This is a genomic window from Paludibacter jiangxiensis (assembly GCF_001618385.1).
Classification (GTDB): Bacteria; Bacteroidota; Bacteroidia; order Bacteroidales; family Paludibacteraceae; genus Microbacter; species Microbacter jiangxiensis.
This window is the reverse complement of the sequence record NZ_BDCR01000001.1, coordinates 999,004-1,017,187: the sequence shown is the minus strand read 5'-3', so window position 1 is coordinate 1,017,187 and position 18,184 is coordinate 999,004. Positions and strand designations below refer to the sequence as shown.

Genomic DNA, 18,184 nt, shown 5'->3' with positions numbered 1-18,184 from the left:
TCTAAACTTCTTTGACTTTCCAGATACTGTACGACACGTCAGTATCGAAAACATCTGTTTGTTCTTTTTTCTTTATATACACCACAACCCGCTGTGTTATAGGCAATATAATAATTTCATACAACGTTTTGAGTAATGCCTGAGTAATCATCATCATCACCAGTTGATAAGTTGTAAGAATACCACAAAAAGCGATTGAAATGAAAATGGCAGAATCGGCAGCTTCGCCAACCATCGTAGAAGCGATTGCACGTACGGAAAATTTATTTCCATTCATAGCCACCTTCATCTTGCTCATCACGTAAGCATTCAGAAACGATCCGGCCAGGAAAGCCAACAAGCTGGCAATAGCAATACGCGGAGTTTGAGACAATATGGTACTGAATGCATCCTGCCCCGACCAAAAAGGAGCCGGTGGCAATGCTACGGCAAACTGATAAAACAGCACCGCAAAGAAGTTCATTGCAAACGCCAGCCAAATCATCAGTCTGGCTTTACGAAAACCCCAAACTTCAGCAATCACATCGTTGATAATGTACGTTATCGGGAATAAAAAAATACCGACCGGTACTGCAACAGATGCAATAACGACAATTTTTGATGCAACTAGATTGGAAATCAACAAACAGGTGGTGAAAACCACCGTCAAAAGGAGGTAAAGGGGAGAAATATTCTGTTTCATAATCTTGTTTTTTACGTGGTTACCAAGAACACGTGCCCGGATTTATAATTGAGCAACATAAAATAAAAGAAGGTGGGCAGTGATGGATTCGAACCACCGTAAGCGTAAGCTAGCAGATTTACAGTCTGCCCCATTTGGCCACTCTGGTAACTGCCCTTCCTTAAAGCGGGTGCAAAGATAAGAATTATTTGCAATAAAACAAAGACTATCCTAATCTTGTGTCATCAAAATTGATTGCAGCGATGATTCTTCTGCCTTCTCTTTGTGCTTGCTAAGGCAGTTCTCAATACGTTTGCGAAATTTCCAGCACGTCATCTGATTCAGACTCAGCTGATCGGCATAACAGTAGGAAGAAAGAGGCTTGCCTTCGACACACACCGTATATGCGATATAGAATGCCTTGTTAATTGGGAATTTACAATTATGAAAAAGAGTATGCGCTGTGGCAGATTCTTCTGTTTTGCACCTCGTACAACGACGCGAGGATGGAGACTTACCATCGCAATAGTTGGTGTTTCCGCACTTGCGGCACACAAATCCCTCTTCCCATTTAATATCAGCGATAAAACGCAGCGTCTTTTCGCTGTCATCAAACAATTCCTGAGCCAGTTCCGGGGTTATTGATTTTTTGAACAACATAAAATAATGATTCTTATTCAGTATGCAAAAATAGTAATAAAAAAGTGATGTTATTATAACTTATCAGGTGATATTATTATAATTCATCTTCCTTCGCTATTTTTGTTGCCTGAAACAAGGAAAAACGGCAAAAACAATACATTAAAACATGGAAAATATTCTTTCCCATCATTTTCTCAAAGTCATTTTGGGAACGGTATCCGGAGCTGTTATCGGATATTTATACTACCGCTTTATCGGGTGTGCCTCAGGAAGCTGCCCCATCACGTCAAATAAATACATATCCACGATCTACGGAGCTATTTTAGGATTGCTTTTTACATTATAAACCACAAAAAAGAGGAATCCGCACACGCATGCAGGTTCCTCTTCAAACGTCTGTTTACAGGCCACGCTTCAAAGCAACCATTTTAATGGCAGTAACTGCGGCTTCATCGCCTTTGTTGCCATACCTGCCACCTGCGCGATCGGTTGCCTGCTCCATATTATCTGTGGTAAGAACACCAAAGATAATGGGCACTGTTTGCGTCGCATTAAGATAAGAAATGCCGTGTGTTACGCCCTGGCATACATAGTCGAAATGAGGAGTATCACCACGAACCACAGACCCAAGAGCAATTACAGCATCTACTTTTGCATTTTCGGCTAAAAATTTAGCTCCGTAAACTAATTCAAAGCTTCCGGGTACATACTGAACAACAATTTGATCAGGTGCAGCGCCCTGGTTCTGCAATGTTTGCAGCACACCTTCCAATAAACCCTCCGTAACATTCGGATTCCACTCCGATACTACAACACCAAAACGCATATCGCTGGCTGATGGGAGTTTATCACTTTCGTAGTCAGACAGATTATGATTTGCAGTTGACATAAGATTGTTTTGAAATTGTTATAAAAAAACTGCTCCAACTATTTTGAAGCAGTTATACTTTATTCTCCGTAAAGGAAGGAGAGAATGTTTTATTTCACAAAAGTTTGTGCACGGGCGATATAACGATCAATGTCCGAAGCTTCCTGGCTTCTTGCATATTCATCTTTAATCTTAGTGTAAACTTCTATCGCCTTTTTGTAATCGCCTTTGCTTTCATATGCAATTGCTGCCTTTTTAAGATAAATAGGACTGATCATTTCATTTTCTGAATCGGCAGCTTTCATGAAGTACTTAATCCCGTCTTCGACTTTACCCAATTCAACATAACAGTCACCAATAAGACCTGTAATAGAAGGAGCAATATTAACATCCTTTCCGCTGAATTTTTCGAGATATTTGATTGCGTTATTGTAATCTTTCAATTTATAGCTACAAACACCAGCGTATGCATTAGCAAGATTGGCCGATTTTGTCATGCCATATTCGTCAATCACACCTTTGAAACCAATACAGTTTTCTGTTCCATCTCCATTAAGAGCAACTCTAAACGAGTCAACAGCAAAATAATTTTGACATGCCGCCAACTTGGTTTCGGCATTATTCTCTCTAGGAACAAGATACCAGTTTCGGAAAGCAAGGATGGCCAATACAACCAACACGAATACGCCGACACCGTATAAAATTTGTTTTTGGTATTTTTCAATGAAAGCTTCTGACTTACTTAACACGTTTTCAACGGTTTTCAGATTATCAGGTTCTTGCGCTTCTTTTTTTGTTGCCATAAAAATGGAATGTTTATAAGATGAAAATTCTATTTGGTGCGCAAAAATACATAATTATCGGCAATAAATAAAAAGAATTATCCTCTATTTTTACAACTTTGCTATCAGCAATAGCCATAATTGTCTTTTGAGAAGGCATTCGCAAACCTAATCTTCGTCTCAAAAAAGACTTTCCCACCAAGAACAACGGATTTCTACACCCTATATTAATGGAGTAATCTGGCTTTACAGTCCACGCGTTTGTTTAATATATTTTTTACAATTTACACTTTTATTGTCTTTTTTGAAAATTGTGCTTCAACAAAGAAAAAAATGGATATGCCTGTTACATTTGGGATTTGATTTTAACATATTAATTAATGATAGATTGACTACAAGTTGAATTCTCCATCCAATTTTTCATTCGAATAAATAACAAATGTTTTTATGACCATCACATTGTCAATCTTTACATTATGCAAACACAAATAAATCCTTGCTTATTAAAAGACAAAAGTTTAACGAACAAAATTCCGAGATAGTATACCATTATAGGTTAATCCAATAACAACCCAATGCAAAAAATGTATTTTAACGCAAAAAATATGCGTTGCTGTTGCGATATTCATCAAATTTAATTATTTTTGAATGGAAGTGTTGCTTTATATGTAATTATTAAACGCAACATTCAAAAAAACCACAATCATATTTGTCCTATCTAAAGAGAACCAGCCTTATTTTATGCCTAACATAAATCATAATCAGGCATTTATAATCAGAGAGAAAGATACCGCTTGAGTTGAATGGCTGTAATTTTACAACAAGATTATTTAATTATTCTTACATTTTTTGGCTGACAAAATCATTCAAGGAAGTGAAACTATCCTTTCATTTCCAAACTTACTTCATCGCTAAACGCGCTTGAAGTATTTTTCTTAAATAATCCAAAAAGAGAAATCCATTATTTTTTTAATCTATTTGACATGTCATGCCCATTCCGGAGCATACACAACTTTAGTTTTCATGTCAAAAAACGTCTCTGCTGACAATACATCGACAATCGATATATTACAGTATGAAGAGGGACGCATATTCGTCATTTATATTGTTTTGCAATATATTATGAGTTAATTGCGACTTGTTGTATTCCATCAAAAAAAAGAATTATCAACAAAGGTTCGAAACATGTTGGCTATTCAATAAACGGGAAACCCAAACTGAACAATATTTTAAAAATTATATTTTAATCTTATTTTACTTATATATGAGATTTTTTGCATTTATATTTCTCTCTATACTGTTTCCTCTTGCGCTCTTTGCACAGGAGGCAACATCAAGTGCCGGTGGAAACATTTCAGGCAAAGGGGGATCTGTAAGCTATACATTAGGACAAGTATCATATACAAGTATTTCTGTGTCTGACATAATATTCGGAGAGGGAGTGCAGCAAGCCTTTGACAAAACATCCGGCATCATCATTCCCGGAGAAACATCATCAAGCGATTTGACTATCGATTGCGTCGTATTTCCAAATCCGACTACGAACTATGTAACGCTTACTATCAAGAACTCCAATTACAACGATCTGAAATACCTGTTGTATGACTCCAGCAAAAAATTAATTACACAAAACGATATACAAACAGCTAACACTATTGTTTCACTGGTAGATCTTCCAACCGGGACTTACCTGCTGACAGTAATGAACCCTAAGAAAAATATTCTTCGAATTGTCAAAATTATAAAGGATTACATTCAACAATGAAACATCTGCTACACATAACCATTGCACTGTTCATTACAACAATTTTGTATGCTCAGGCACCGCAAAGAATGACTTATCAGGCCATTATTCGAGATGCCAATTCGAATCTCATTCAAAACAAAACTGTTGGTATACGAATCAGTATTTTACAGGGCACTTCAACCGGTCCAGCGGTATATGTTGAAAACCATATAGTTCCGACTAATACGAACGGGTTGGTTTCTCTTGAAGTGGGAGGCGGCATTGCCCAGGTATCCTTTTTCAATTCAATTGACTGGTCTAAAGGACCTTATTACATCAAGACCGAAACCGATCCAACCGGAGGTACCAACTATACGATTTCAGGTGTAAGCCAGTTATTAAGTGTTCCATATGCGCTCTACGCAGTTACCAGTGGGAACAGCAGCAATAGCAGTAATAGCCCTTCCTCTCCAACTACGGTAATCGACAATCTGACTTCCACCTCAACCACATCTGCTTTATCTGCATATCAGGGTAAGTTACTGAAAGATATGATTGATGGTATCAATACTTCAACAGGAGGCACTACGGGCGGAACTACAGGGGGTACCACAGGAGGAACAACTACAGGCACCTCAAACCTTACAGGAGACGTAACTTCTGCCGGCTCTGTTACAAAAATTGAAAAATTACAGGGATATCCCATAGTAGCAAATATTCCGTTAGTAGGTCAAACTTTACTATATGATGGCGTCTTCTGGACTCCAAAAACTTTAACTTTATCCGGAGATGTGAACGGAGCATATACAGCCACAAAAGTCACACAGATCCAGAACATTCCGGTAGCGCCAACAGCTCCTGCCAGCGGCCAAACGTTACGTTTCAACGGAGTTGCATGGATTCCTGAATTTTTATACGCGGAAAATGTTCAAATATCGCCCCAAATTCCGGGTCTTTATGCCACTAATGTTCAGGATGCCTTACGCGTTCTCCAACAACAAATAGGAACAGCTGCCGGAGGAGGACTCACCACCGTGTATCACGACTCGAGCTTTAGCGGAAATGGAATTTCGTCATCCCCTTTAAGCCTTGCTGATTACAGTGTGTCCTCATCCAAACTGACTGATAAAGCTGTAACACTACCAAAACTGGCCGATATTTCCTCAAACACTTTAATTGGACGCTCAAGCAGCGGAACTGGAGCTGCTGAAGCAATTACGATAGGATCGGGCCTATCGCTTACCGGAGGAGTTCTCTCCGCAACCGGCTCATCAGGAGGAGGAAGTGGATCGGGCACAATTACTGCAGTCAATGCTGGAAGCGGCTTGACCGGAGGCGGAACATCCGGAAGTGTAACGCTCGGATTAGGAAGTATTGCTGGAAACTCAATATTGGGAAATGCTTCGTCGTCGTCATCAACACCTACAGCATTATCTGCCTCACAGGTAAAAACCTTGCTTTCGCTCTCAAAGTCTGACGTCGGACTAAACAATATTGACAACACATCTGATTTGAATAAACCAATCAGTACCGCGACACAAACAGCATTAGATCTTAAAGAAGACAAGGCGAACAAAAGCACGGACGGAACGCTTTCCTCAAATTCGGATACCAAATATCCCAGCGAAAAAGCAGTAAAGACTTATGTAGATGCAAAAGTTTCCTCTGGAGGAAGCGGTTCTTCCACTGTATCGCACGATGCAACCCTGACCGGAAGCGGAACTTCCAGCTCACTATTGTCGGTTGCCGACAAGGCAATTACATATTCAAAAATGGCTGATATTGCATCCAGCTCGCTTATCGGACGCACAAGCAGCGGAAACGGAAGTCCTGAATCTATATCAATCGGATCGGGTCTTTCATTAGTCGCCGGTGTTCTATCTGCCACCGGGAGCGGAAGTGGCTCGGGGAGCGGGAGCATCACTGGCGTAACAGCCGGAACAGGCTTAGTCGGAGGAGGTACTTCCGGATCTGTAACTCTTGGGTTGAACAGCATTGCAAACAATACGGTTCTGGGGAATAACTCAGGCTCCGCCTCTGCTCCAACTGCGCTGTCTGCCACCTCGTTAAAGACAATGCTTGCACTCACTCCAACCGATTTAGGACTAGGAAACGTTAACAATACAAGTGACGCAAACAAACCTATCAGTACTGCTACTCAAACAGCACTGAACCTTAAGGAAGACAAAGCCAATAAAAGCACAGATGGAACACTGTCATCAAATTCAGACACCAAATATCCATCCGAGAAAGCAGTAAAAACATACGTGGATGATAAAGTTCCCACTTATGCAACCACTGATGCGAACAAGGTGCTCTCTGTAAACGCAGCCGGAACAGGAGTAACATGGGCTACACCAACCACTTCTGCCACAGCGGCAACCGTACCGGTTGTAGTACAAAACGGACTGCCATCAACGGCAACCACAGTCCAAACGGCATTAGAAAATTTACAGGGAGAAATCTCCTCTATTGTATCTTCAGGTGGTAGCGGAACTGTAACCGGAGTGACGGTTGCGACCACAAATGGATTTAAAGGTACTGCCACCTCAGCTGCTGTACCTGATATTTCTCTTGGAACCACAGTTACAGGTTTGTTAAAAGGTAATGCAACGTCAGGAGCCATTACAGCAGCAACAGCCGGTACCGATTATTTAACCCCTACTGATAATGCCGCTTCGGCAACCAAACTACAAACGGGAAAAACAATTTCAATCTCCGGAGACCTTACTTACACATCTCCGGCATTCGATGGTAGCACGAATGTGACTGCTGCCGGAACCATCTCAAACAATGCTGTTACTACTGCCAAAATAGCATCAAACGCCGTTACTTATACCAAAATGCAAACCATGACGGCAAATAAACTTTTAGGATCAGGGCTAACCGGAACAGCCGTTTCTGAAATTACACTCGGCAGTGGGTTGAGTTATTCGGGATCAACATTGAACACCGTTGCGCCAACTCCTGCGAGTACAGATGCCGGGAAAGTTCTTACGGCAAATGCATCAGGATCGGCCACCTGGCAAACACCAAGCGGAGGCGGTTCTGGTATATCGACAGCCAGCAATGGTTTGACCGTAACCAGTAGCGATGTTGCGTTAGGCGGTACTTTAACAAAAAACACGACTGTAGACCAAGGAGCAAATACCCTGACATTCTCAAATACAGGACTTACAGGATCGGCCGGAAGGACAATCTTTAACGGGAACGTTCAAATGAATGGTGCAGTATATGCAAAGATAAGAACCTATACAGGCACCTTTGCCGGATTTACAGTCAATGATGATGACTATATAATCAACATTCAGATTGCGGGAGCAGGAAATATTACTTTGCCAAATCCAGTTACCTGCCCGGGTCGCGTCTTGATGATAAGAAACAATAGCGTACAAGCAGGAACTTCGGGTACCTACACATACATCACTTACGCACCTGTTAATAACACCTCGATAGCAGCATCCAGAGGAGAAATGATGATCTCTGACGGAACAAGCTGGTATGTAGTCGCTGGTTTTTAATAATAATATAGAGGAAGAATATGATAAAGTTATCAAATATTTCAAAAATAGGATTGTCCCTTCTAATAACTATCTCATTTTGCAGCCATACCTATGCACAGGTATTCTCAAATGGGACAGTTACTGCAAATATTACTGCAGAGAATCCATTCTTCGACGCTTCAAGTAATTTCGATTTAAGTATAGATCCCAGCAATGCAGGGAAAGGTCTACTATTTCCGAGAACGAATCTCACTACTTTTAACTTTAATACAGGAATTCTTGATGGTGCGACATTTCCATCTGCTTATGATGGCATGATCGTTTATAATATTGCGACAGGGACTACTCCTTCGGGACAAGGACTTAAATCGACAAGTGTCACTCCGGGGTATTATTATTTCAGTAATCCTAATGCCGCAGCAAATACATCTTCCACCTCTGATATCGCTAATGGTCAATGGGTTCGCATCGCAGACCAGAATGACATGAAAACGACTCCCAGCGGAAGTACTTTTCCTTCAACACCATCGCCCGGAGACGTTTTTTATAACACAACGACCAAGAATTTTTATTATTACAAGGATACTGAATGGGTTGCTGTATCCACAACACCAAGTGGAACAATATTACCTGCTACTTCAAGTGCAAAAACCGGGGATGTTTTCTATCTGACAAATGCAGATCCGGCACAAAATGTATTGAAAATATTTGATGGAACAAACTGGATTACAGTAGGAGGTGTATTAAATGGCAGCATCACGGACGTTAAACTTCAGGGAACCGGAGGCAGTGCTTTAACCGCAGGCACCGCCGGTCAGGTATTGGTATCGGCCGGTAATAATCAATTCAAATGGGCAGAAGCCGGCTCAACTCCAAGCGGAGCAGTATTACCCGCTGTAGGACCAGCAGGAACAACATTCTACAACTCTCAAACGCACACCTACTGGGTATCAGATGGCACAAACTGGGTACAAACAGGAACCGTCACTTCGGTAGGATTATCATTACCTTCCTTCATGACGGTAAGCAACTCGCCCGTCACCAGTACAGGAACGCTGACCGGCGCATTAGCCAGTCAGCCGGCAGGAACTGTCTTTGCCGCACCTTCGGGAGCTGCCGGTACACCAACGTTTCGTTCCTTACAGGATTCTGATGTTCCCGGACTTGCCAACAAGGTCAATGTCAGCTCCATTGGAGCAGCATCGGGAGTGGCACCTCTGGATGCCAGCCTGAAAATACCATCTGCATATCTGCCAGATGCAATTCTTGGATCTGTAACCTACAAAGGAACATACGACGCAAGTTCGGGCATGCCATCCCTCGCCACGGCATCCTCAACGAATAAAGGACACTATTATGTTGTAACAACAACTGGCTCAAATCCCATCAACCTGAATGTAGGCGACTGGATAATTTCAAACGGAAGCAGCTGGGAAAGAGTGAATAATAGCGCGGCTGTTTCCAGCGTATTCGGAAGAACAGGAACAATCACTGCTAATGCAGGAGATTACAATACAGATCAGGTTACCGAGGGTTCTACCAATAAATATTATACAGATGCTTTAGCGAATGCCAATCCCACTTTGATAGGAAAAGAAGACGTTGCTAACAAAGTAAATTCGATTATCTCTGACGCTACCTACACAAAATATCCTACCGTTGACGCGGTAAAGAATTATGTTGATGGGAAAGTGCCATCCGGAGGAACGGCAGGGCAGGTTCTTACGATGGTCAGCGGAGCACCTGCCTGGTCAGCCCCGGGAGTAACTAGCGTCACTGTCAGCTCCAGCAACGGGATTATCAGTTCGATAACCAATCAGACAACCACACCGTTTATCTCGCTATCGCTCGGAGCCATCACTCCGACATCGGTTACAGCAACAGGAGCCATTTCCGGAGCAACTCTTTCGGGTAGCCTGAATGCCTCCAACCTGACGGGAACGATTGCAACAGCACGTTATGCCTCCAATACTATTCCGGTTTCGGCCATCCAGGCATCGGGACGGGCAGCAGGTACATATCTTGACGGATCGGGCAACTGGTCTGTGCCATCAGGAGGATCAAGCAGTCTTCCTACTTACAGTGCAAGTGACGCAAACAAGGTTCTAACAATAAATGCACTGGGTAATGCTGCAACCTGGCAAGCCCCGGGAACGACCACCATACCTGACGCCACCACCAGCAGCAAGGGGATTCTCAAACTGAGCGGAGATTTAGCCGGTACAGCCGATACGCCATCCGTCGTCAGTATAGGAGGAATCTTACCCAGCACGTCAACAGATGCGAATACACTTGTAATCAGAGACGGCTCCGGAAAAGTTCCCGGCGATATCACCGGCAACGCAACCACAGCAACATCTGCAACCACCGCTGTTACGGTTACAGGAGCTTCGCAGCCCAATATTACCTCTGTTGGAACATTGACAAACCTCTCGGTAGTCAATCCTATTCAGGGTGACATAACCGGAAATGCGGCCACAGCAACTACTGCAACTACAGCTACCACATCCACCAAAGTAACGGTGACCGACGTTTCGGCAGGAGCCACCGTATATCCAACCTGGGTCACCGGAAGCGGTAATGTTCCCCTGAACATCAGTACATCCAAGCTTAAGTATGCTCCTTCTACAGGAACACTTACAGCCACAACCTTCAGCGGAGCATTAGCGGCAACTAACCTGACCGGTACCATTCCTGCTGCCAACTATGGAACAAATACTATCCCTTTGACAGCCCTTAATGCCGGAACAATAAATTCTTCAGGGTTTCTGAGAGGTGATGGTACATGGGCTATCCCGTCAACCAACCCGGGAACTGTAACCTCCGTAGGATTAGCCATGCCTTCTATCTTTGGCGTTGCCAATTCTCCGGTTACCTCTACGGGCAATTTGACCGTAACTTTAAACAATCAGACTGCCAATACAGTTTTAGCAGCTCCCAGTGGTAGCGATGGAGCACCTACTTTCCGCACTCTTTCGGGAGCCGATATTGCCGATTTTGCATCAAAAATCGACGTAAGCACCAAAGGACAAGCTAATGGCGTTGTTCCTTTGAATGCATCCGTAAAAATTGATCCGGCTTACCTTCCGAATTCTGTTACCGGAGCCGTTACATACAAGGGCACTTACAATGCTTCGTCAGGATTACCATCCCTTCCATCAGCAAGTGCCAGCCAGGGCTACTATTATGTGGTCAATACCGCAGGATCTATTCCTATGGCATTAAATGTGGGTGACTGGGTAATTTCAAACGGTACCTCGTGGGACAAGGTTGCAAACGGAGGAGCCGTGAGTTCCGTATTCGGACGAACCGGCGCAATTGTTGCCACAGCCGGCGACTATACCACCGACCAGGTAACCGAAGGAACAAAAAAATATTACTCCGATGCATTGGTTTCTGCCAATGCCACTGTTGTTGGCAAAGAAGATAAATCGAATAAAACTACCGACGGAACGCTTGCTTCGGTTACCGACACACAATATCCATCGGCTAAAGCTGTAAAAACGTATGTAGATGCAAAAGTTCCTTCTACGGGAGGAAACGGACAGGTATTGACCATTGTTTCCGGAAACCCAGCATGGGTAACTCCAAGTACAGGATCGGGCTCCGTAACTTCGGTAGGATTATCTCTGCCTTCCATATTTACGGTTACCAATTCTCCGGTTACAGCTTCCGGTACGCTCACAGGTACGCTTAACAGTCAGTCTGCCGGAACTTTCCTTGCTGCGCCTACAGGAAGTAGCGGCGTCCCGACATTCCGCGCAATATCAGCGACCGACATCCCTCTTCTCAATCAAAACACCACAGGAAATGCGGCAACAGCTACAACGGCTGTAACTGTGACAGGAAGTGCTCAACCTGCGATTACATCGGTAGGAACATTAACAGGACTGACCGTAACTGCTCCAATAAACGGCAGCGTGACAGGGTCGGCAGGATCAGCCTCAACAACAGCGATTACAGATGATGGAACAACAGCAACCTCAGTATATCCAGTATGGGTAACATCCAACACAGGTAATTTAGCTCAAAAAGTAACCTCATCACGTCTAAAGTTCGTACCCTCCACCGGACAATTAACCGCATCCTCTTTTAGTGGGAATATCGATGCGAGCAATATCACTTCAGGTGTTGTCGCTCCTGCTCGTTTGGGGACAGGCACTGCCAACTCTTCCACTTATTTGAGAGGAGACGGAACATGGGCTGCAGCAGGCAGTGGTACGGATGCAACTACCAGTACGAAGGGTATTCTGATGTTGGCCGGCGACTTAGGAGGAACGGCATCTTTGCCCTCTGTCACTAACGTTGGCGGGTCAACGGCTGCCGCTATCAATTCTGCTACTATTGCGGTAAATAACGCAACCACTTCGTCTAATGCAAATACACTTGTCAAAAGAGATGCCACGGGTAATATCGTAAATCTTAATGCATCGAACCTTGTATCAGGCACCGTTGCTACAGCCCGACTGGGTAGCGGAACGGCCGATGCAACGACTTTTCTGCGTGGAGACGGAACATGGGCAATACCGACTGCTGCCGATGCAACAAACTCAACCAAGGGAGTTTTAATGCTTGCAAACGATTTGGGCGGAACAGCAGCGGCACCAACAGTTGCCTATGTGGGAGGAGCCACAGCAGCCGCAGTCCGCACCGGAGTCGATTTGGCAAATGGAGCAACAACGTTGTCAACGCCCAATTCGCTTGTCAAAAGAGATGCGTCAGGAAGCATTACTAATCTGGATGCAACGCAACTGACCACTGGATCTATTCCCGCTGGAAGATTTGGAAACAGCACAGTACCGGTCGCTGCCATCAACACCTCTTCAGGTACAGCAAGCTCAACCACCTTCTTACGGGGTGACGGAGTATGGGCAACTCCATCAGGAGGCAGTGGTTCTTCTTTACCAACAGCAACTATTCCGGACGATGCAAATAAAGTGCTGACTGTAGATGCAACAACCGGTTCTCCTACATGGAAAACACCGGCTTCAGGAGGTAGCAGTTTGATGTCTTACAATCCATCCGGTGATACAAGATTTTTTTGCAGAGCTTCGGGACCCGGTGTAACAGTAACTCTTTCAGGCAATACACACACCGTAACTGTTCCTGCCGGAGTATGGCTCGATTATCTCAAAATAAAAACTTCATACTCAGAATTAGGAAGTCAAGGCAACTGGCTTATCTCTATTAACTACGCAGGAAAAGAATATAATTCAGCAACTGATTTTACTGATTTGCTCTTCCCTAATATTACAATGTTTGATATTAAAGTGAATTCTCCATTTACAGTACTTATTTCCGGTTCAAATACAATGAAATCTGACTATACTTGGTATTGTACTGCTGTGGGAAATGGCACTCTTACTCTAAAAAATCAAGGAATAGCCAATTTAACGAATACATCAGGGAATGGCTTTATTGCTGTTCTACACTTTTAGATACCACATAGAACAAATTGGTCATAGGAAGGCCTTTAATCTTTACTCTCAAGGTATATGAAAATTGTACGATACAAAATATACATTGTTACAGCACTCATTTTTGCTTGTACAATATTGAGTTATGCTCAAACAAAGAGACAATTCAGTGGTGCCGTAAATATAATGGAAGCTACTTCATTAACCCCGAATAGCGAAAATGCTCTAACTTTACTATGCCTTAATGAGAATGAAATTTTTCAGGGTTCAAGCGTACAAGTTGGAGATATTGTCGTTGATTCAAATGGACGTTCCTATGAAATTGATTATATAAGTCCTAATCCAACCTCTACTATCTATTGTACTGTCAAATGCCTCGATGGAAGTGATGCTACCCTAGGAACCGGTGTCTTGTTCCGCCCTACTACCAAGGGTTTATACCTTTCCGGAGCTGACATTCCCTCAAATGTATTAGCCACAGCAATAAATGCAGCACTGCTCACCATTGACGGGACGACTCCCAATTATTATGTTGGTACAAGCCTTCCTTCATCTTCCGGATACTCGATTGGATCTGCCATTTTTAATTCTGTTACATCAACGGTTTATACTCTCACAAGTACTGGATGGACTGCAGTTTCAGGCATTCAGGATTCTTATGATTCACCGGCATCGTCAAGAGCTCCGGAAGCAAGTGGTACCATTGTAAAGAACTTTTTTGATTCGCAATATTATGTTTGCGATGGAACGACATGGTCTCTGGTTCCAAGCGTTACTTCTCTCCCGACGACATACAAATATGGGGATGTTTATTTTACGACCACTGATAATAAGCTGTATATGATGGGGCAAACAGGAACATGGATGTCTATCAGTAGTACCTCCATCCCTGCAGGACCCGTTACAGATCGGCCAACATCTCCCAAAGCCGGCGATTTCTTTTTTGATAACGTAGACAATATTCTTTATGTCTATGATGCCCTGAACCGGTGGGTTATGGTTTCAATCAACGGAGCAACTCCCACCGGAGCAATGAACCCAAGTCCATCCACAACGACCGTGAAGGAAGGAGAAGTATTCTATAATACTACTGACAAAAAGTTTTATTATTACAATGGAACTGCCTGGGTAAGCCTTACCAACACGTTGCCTGACGGAAAGATATTTGTGGGTAATGCATCCAATGTTCCTGCTGCAGTTTCCATGTCGGGTGATGCCACCATCAATGATATGGGTCAACTAACGGTTGCTAACGGAGCCATCTCAAATGCAAAACTCGACAAAGCAAATATTCCTTTGAGTGGTTTTGGCCGTGCGCAAAACCACATCGAAATGGGGGATGGAACCAACAATTACCAGATCAAACACCTTGCAATCCCTACCCTTATAGATGATGCCGCGACCAAAGGTTGGGTCGATATGCTTTTTACGACCCCTTCTACGCTTGGGCTGAATAACAACAATGTGTTTGTCGGAAATTCTTCCAACCGGGCCATTATGGTATTAAAAAATGCTATTCCTGTTAGTGATTTCGGCAAGGCAACGGCTGCCCTCAACATGGGTACATCAGGAGGTCCGTATTATAACATTTCAAATTTGGCAAATCCGACCGCAGCACAAGATGCCGCCACAAAAAATTACGTGGACACGAAAATGTTTAGTCCTGCTAATATTTCGTTAGCCACAAATCAAATATTAGTAGGCACGGCAGTAGGAGTCGCCTCACCCGTCCTTAAATCAGCCGTCCCTCTTAGCGATTGGGGAGCTCCCACCAGCGATATCCTAATGGGAGGTAAGAGCATTAAAAACATGCTTGACCCGATAAATGCGCAAGATGCGGCGACCAAAAATTATGTGGATTCCAAGAACCTTTCACTAACCAATAATTATATTTTTGTAGGAGACGCTACCAATGTTCCCGTTGGTACCCCAAAATCGTCTATTCCTTTAAGCGATTGGGGATCAGCCACGACAAGTATCTCGATGGGGGGAACAAACCTGATCAATTTGGCTCAACCAGTTAACAATCAGGATGCCGCCACCAAGAAATACGTAGACGATAAAACGGGAAGTATCACCACAGGTACTACACCTCCAACATCTCCTTCTGCCGGAACTACCTACTACAACACAACAGACAAAACATTTTATGTGTACGACGGAACAAGTTGGGTACCTGTAAATAACATACTGCCAAACGGCCAGTTTTATGTTGGAGATGCATCAAACAAAGCTGTGGCTACTCCGAAAAGTACAATCACTATCAGTGGATTTGGCGATGCAAAAGCCAATGTATCGATGGGTGACGGTTCCAACAACTATAAAATAATCAACCTGGCAACGCCAACCGGCGATCGCGATGCCGCTACTAAAAAATATGTAGACGATAAAGCTAACGGAACTACCACCGGAACCACTCCGCCATCTACAACCACACCCGGAGCAACTTACTATAACACAACAGATAAAACATTTTACGTTTACGATGGAACCACTTGGGTACCGGTAAATAACCTGTTGCCTACAGGCCAATTGTATGTCGGGGATGCTTCAGGGAAGGCTGTTGCTACGGCTAAAAACACAATTCCGGTAAGCGGTTTTGCTCCCGCTACTGCCGATGTGAATCTGGGAAGTCAAAAGCTGACCAACGTAGCTACTCCTGCCGCCGATCAGGATGCTGCCACAAAAAAATATGTAGATGACAAAGCGGGGACAACAACCACAGGAACAACGCCTCCATCAACTCCCACTCTTGGAGCAACTTACTACAATACGACAGATAAAACGTTTTATGTTTATGACGGCTCCAAATGGATTCCGGTAAATAACCTGTTGCCTACAGGCCAGTTGTATGTCGGGGATGCTTCAGGGAAAGCCGTCGCTACAGCTAAGAACACAATCCCGGTAAGCGGTTTTGCTCCCGCTGCCGCCGATGTGGATCTGGGAAGTCAAAAGCTGATCAACGTGGCAACACCGGCCGCCGATCAGGATGCTGCCACAAAAAAATATGTGGATGACAAAGCGGGAACGGTAACAACGACCAAACCCACTACTCCACAACCGGGAAATACTTATTACGACACTACCGAGAAAACATTCTACGTATATGATGGTAGTAAATGGGTACCGGTGGACAATACACTGCCTCAGGACCAGCTGTATGTGGGCGACGCAAATGGGAAAGCGGCTCCCACGCCTAAAAGCTCCATCACCCTCAGCGGCTTTGGCGATGCAAAAGCCAATGTTTCGATGGGTGACGGATCCAGCAACTACAAGATTATCAATCTGGCAGCGCCGACAGGAGATTTGGAGGCTGCCAACAAAAAATATGTAGACGACAAAGCAGGTACAACTACCACTGGAACCACACCGCCGTCGACCACCACTATCGGAGCTACGTACTATAACACAACCGACAAAACGCTATACGTCTATGACGGAACGAAATGGATTCCGGTAAATAACCTGTTGCCTACAGGCCAGTTGTATGTCGGGGATGCTTCAGGGAAAGCTGTCGCTACAGCTAAAAACACAATTCCGGTAAGCGGTTTTGCCCCTGCCGCGGCCGATGTGGATATGGGTAGTCAAAAGCTGATCAACGTGGCAACGCCTGCCGCTGATCAGGATGCTGCTACCAAAAAGTATGTCGATGACAAAGCGGGAACAGTTACAACCACCAAACCCACTACTCCACAACCGGGAAATACTTATTATGACACTACCGCAAAAACATTCTACGTGTATGATGGTAGTAAATGGGTACCGGTGGACAATGCACTGCCTCAGGATGAATTTTATGTGGGCGATGCGAATGGAAAGGCAGTTCCCACTCCTAAAAGCGCTATCACCCTCAGCGGTTTTGGCGATGCGAAAGCCAATGTATCGCTGGGTGATGGTTCAAACAACTACAAAATTATCAATCTGGCAACACCAACCGGAGACCTGGAAGCTGCCAATAAAAAATATGTAGACGACAAGGCCGGGAATACCACGACAGGAACCACTCCGCCGCCGACAACAACTCCAGGGGCTACTTATTATAACACAACAGATAAAACGCTCTACGTCTATGACGGATCACATTGGGTGCCGGCGGGCGATAACCTCGGTAACCATACGGCTTCTCAAAACATTCAACTGGGCACTTATGCCATCAGCAACGACGGCCAAAACAACAAAGGGCTGAGCTTTGAAACAAGTGGCAACGCTACTTTTGGGCAGGATGTGACTATAAAAGGAAATTTCTACACGCCTTCTGATGAGCGTTTGAAAACAAAAATCGAAACACTGACGAAAGCTCTTCAGTCCATCGACCGGATGCGGGGCGTTCGTTTCGAGTATAAAGACCAGACGAAATATGCCAAAGGGCCTAAGATTGGTGTCATCGCACAGGAACTTCGGAAAGTCTTTCCGGAGATGGTGACAAAGGGCGCTGACGGCTTCCTGAAAGTGGACTACACGCAATTAACCGCCGTACTTATCCAGGCAGTGAAAGAGCAACAGGAGCAAATAAACGAACTGAAGAACAGGCTTGACAGACAACAGGAACAGATCAATGCCATTCTGAAAAAACTGGATAAATAAC

At 44.0% G+C, this 18,184-nt stretch carries 9 protein-coding genes and 1 tRNA gene; 5 read left to right on the top strand and 5 right to left on the bottom strand.

Annotated elements, in window-relative coordinates:
- Position 1 precedes the first annotated feature (1 nt).
- The 3 genes from PJIAN_RS03880 to PJIAN_RS03870 form a co-directional block, all read right to left on the bottom strand.
- On the bottom strand, positions 2 to 682 hold the full coding sequence (locus tag PJIAN_RS03880) for a queuosine precursor transporter (protein ID WP_068702187.1): 681 nt from the start codon (positions 680 to 682) through the stop codon (positions 2 to 4).
- 73 nt (positions 683 to 755) lie between these two features.
- Positions 756 to 838 (bottom strand) — tRNA-Tyr (locus tag PJIAN_RS03875).
- A gap of 54 nt (positions 839 to 892) precedes the next feature.
- On the bottom strand, positions 893 to 1,321 hold the full coding sequence (locus tag PJIAN_RS03870; protein ID WP_068702185.1) for a transposase: 429 nt from the start codon (positions 1,319 to 1,321) through the stop codon (positions 893 to 895).
- Between the two features lie 148 nt (positions 1,322 to 1,469).
- On the opposite strand from PJIAN_RS03870, the gene PJIAN_RS14745 reads away from it, so the two are divergent.
- Positions 1,470 to 1,649, top strand: coding sequence for a DUF6132 family protein (locus PJIAN_RS14745; protein WP_084252244.1), 180 nt, complete (start codon positions 1,470 to 1,472; stop codon positions 1,647 to 1,649).
- A 54-nt stretch (positions 1,650 to 1,703) separates the two neighbouring features.
- Here PJIAN_RS14745 and ribH read toward each other — a convergent pair whose 3' ends face one another.
- Entirely contained in the window at positions 1,704 to 2,192 is a 489-nt protein-coding gene (gene ribH, locus PJIAN_RS03865; RefSeq protein WP_068702183.1) for a 6,7-dimethyl-8-ribityllumazine synthase, read from the bottom strand.
- 89 nt (positions 2,193 to 2,281) lie between these two features.
- A complete protein-coding gene (locus PJIAN_RS03860; RefSeq protein ID WP_068702181.1) occupies positions 2,282 to 2,974 on the bottom strand; it encodes a tetratricopeptide repeat protein in 693 nt (230 codons plus the stop codon).
- Between the two features lie 1,243 nt (positions 2,975 to 4,217).
- On the opposite strand from PJIAN_RS03860, the gene PJIAN_RS03855 reads away from it, so the two are divergent.
- Genes PJIAN_RS03855 through PJIAN_RS03840 form a run of 4 tightly spaced genes read left to right on the top strand, consistent with a single transcriptional unit; the run spans position 4,218 to position 18,183 of the window.
- Positions 4,218 to 4,718: a T9SS type A sorting domain-containing protein gene (locus PJIAN_RS03855; RefSeq protein WP_153802479.1), complete on the top strand. Its 501-nt coding sequence runs from the start codon at positions 4,218 to 4,220 to the stop codon at positions 4,716 to 4,718.
- Positions 4,715 to 8,200 carry a beta strand repeat-containing protein gene (locus PJIAN_RS03850; RefSeq protein ID WP_068702178.1) on the top strand — a complete coding sequence of 1,162 codons (3,486 nt, stop codon included), beginning with the start codon at positions 4,715 to 4,717 and terminating at the stop codon, positions 8,198 to 8,200. The genes PJIAN_RS03855 and PJIAN_RS03850 overlap by 4 nt, the downstream gene beginning before the upstream one ends.
- 20 nt (positions 8,201 to 8,220) lie before the next feature.
- Positions 8,221 to 13,620, top strand: coding sequence for a beta strand repeat-containing protein (locus tag PJIAN_RS03845; protein ID WP_153802478.1), 5,400 nt, complete (start codon positions 8,221 to 8,223; stop codon positions 13,618 to 13,620).
- Between the two features lie 57 nt (positions 13,621 to 13,677).
- Positions 13,678 to 18,183, top strand: coding sequence for a tail fiber domain-containing protein (locus tag PJIAN_RS03840; RefSeq protein WP_068702174.1), 4,506 nt, complete (start codon positions 13,678 to 13,680; stop codon positions 18,181 to 18,183).
- The last annotated feature ends 1 nt before the right edge of the window (position 18,184 follow it).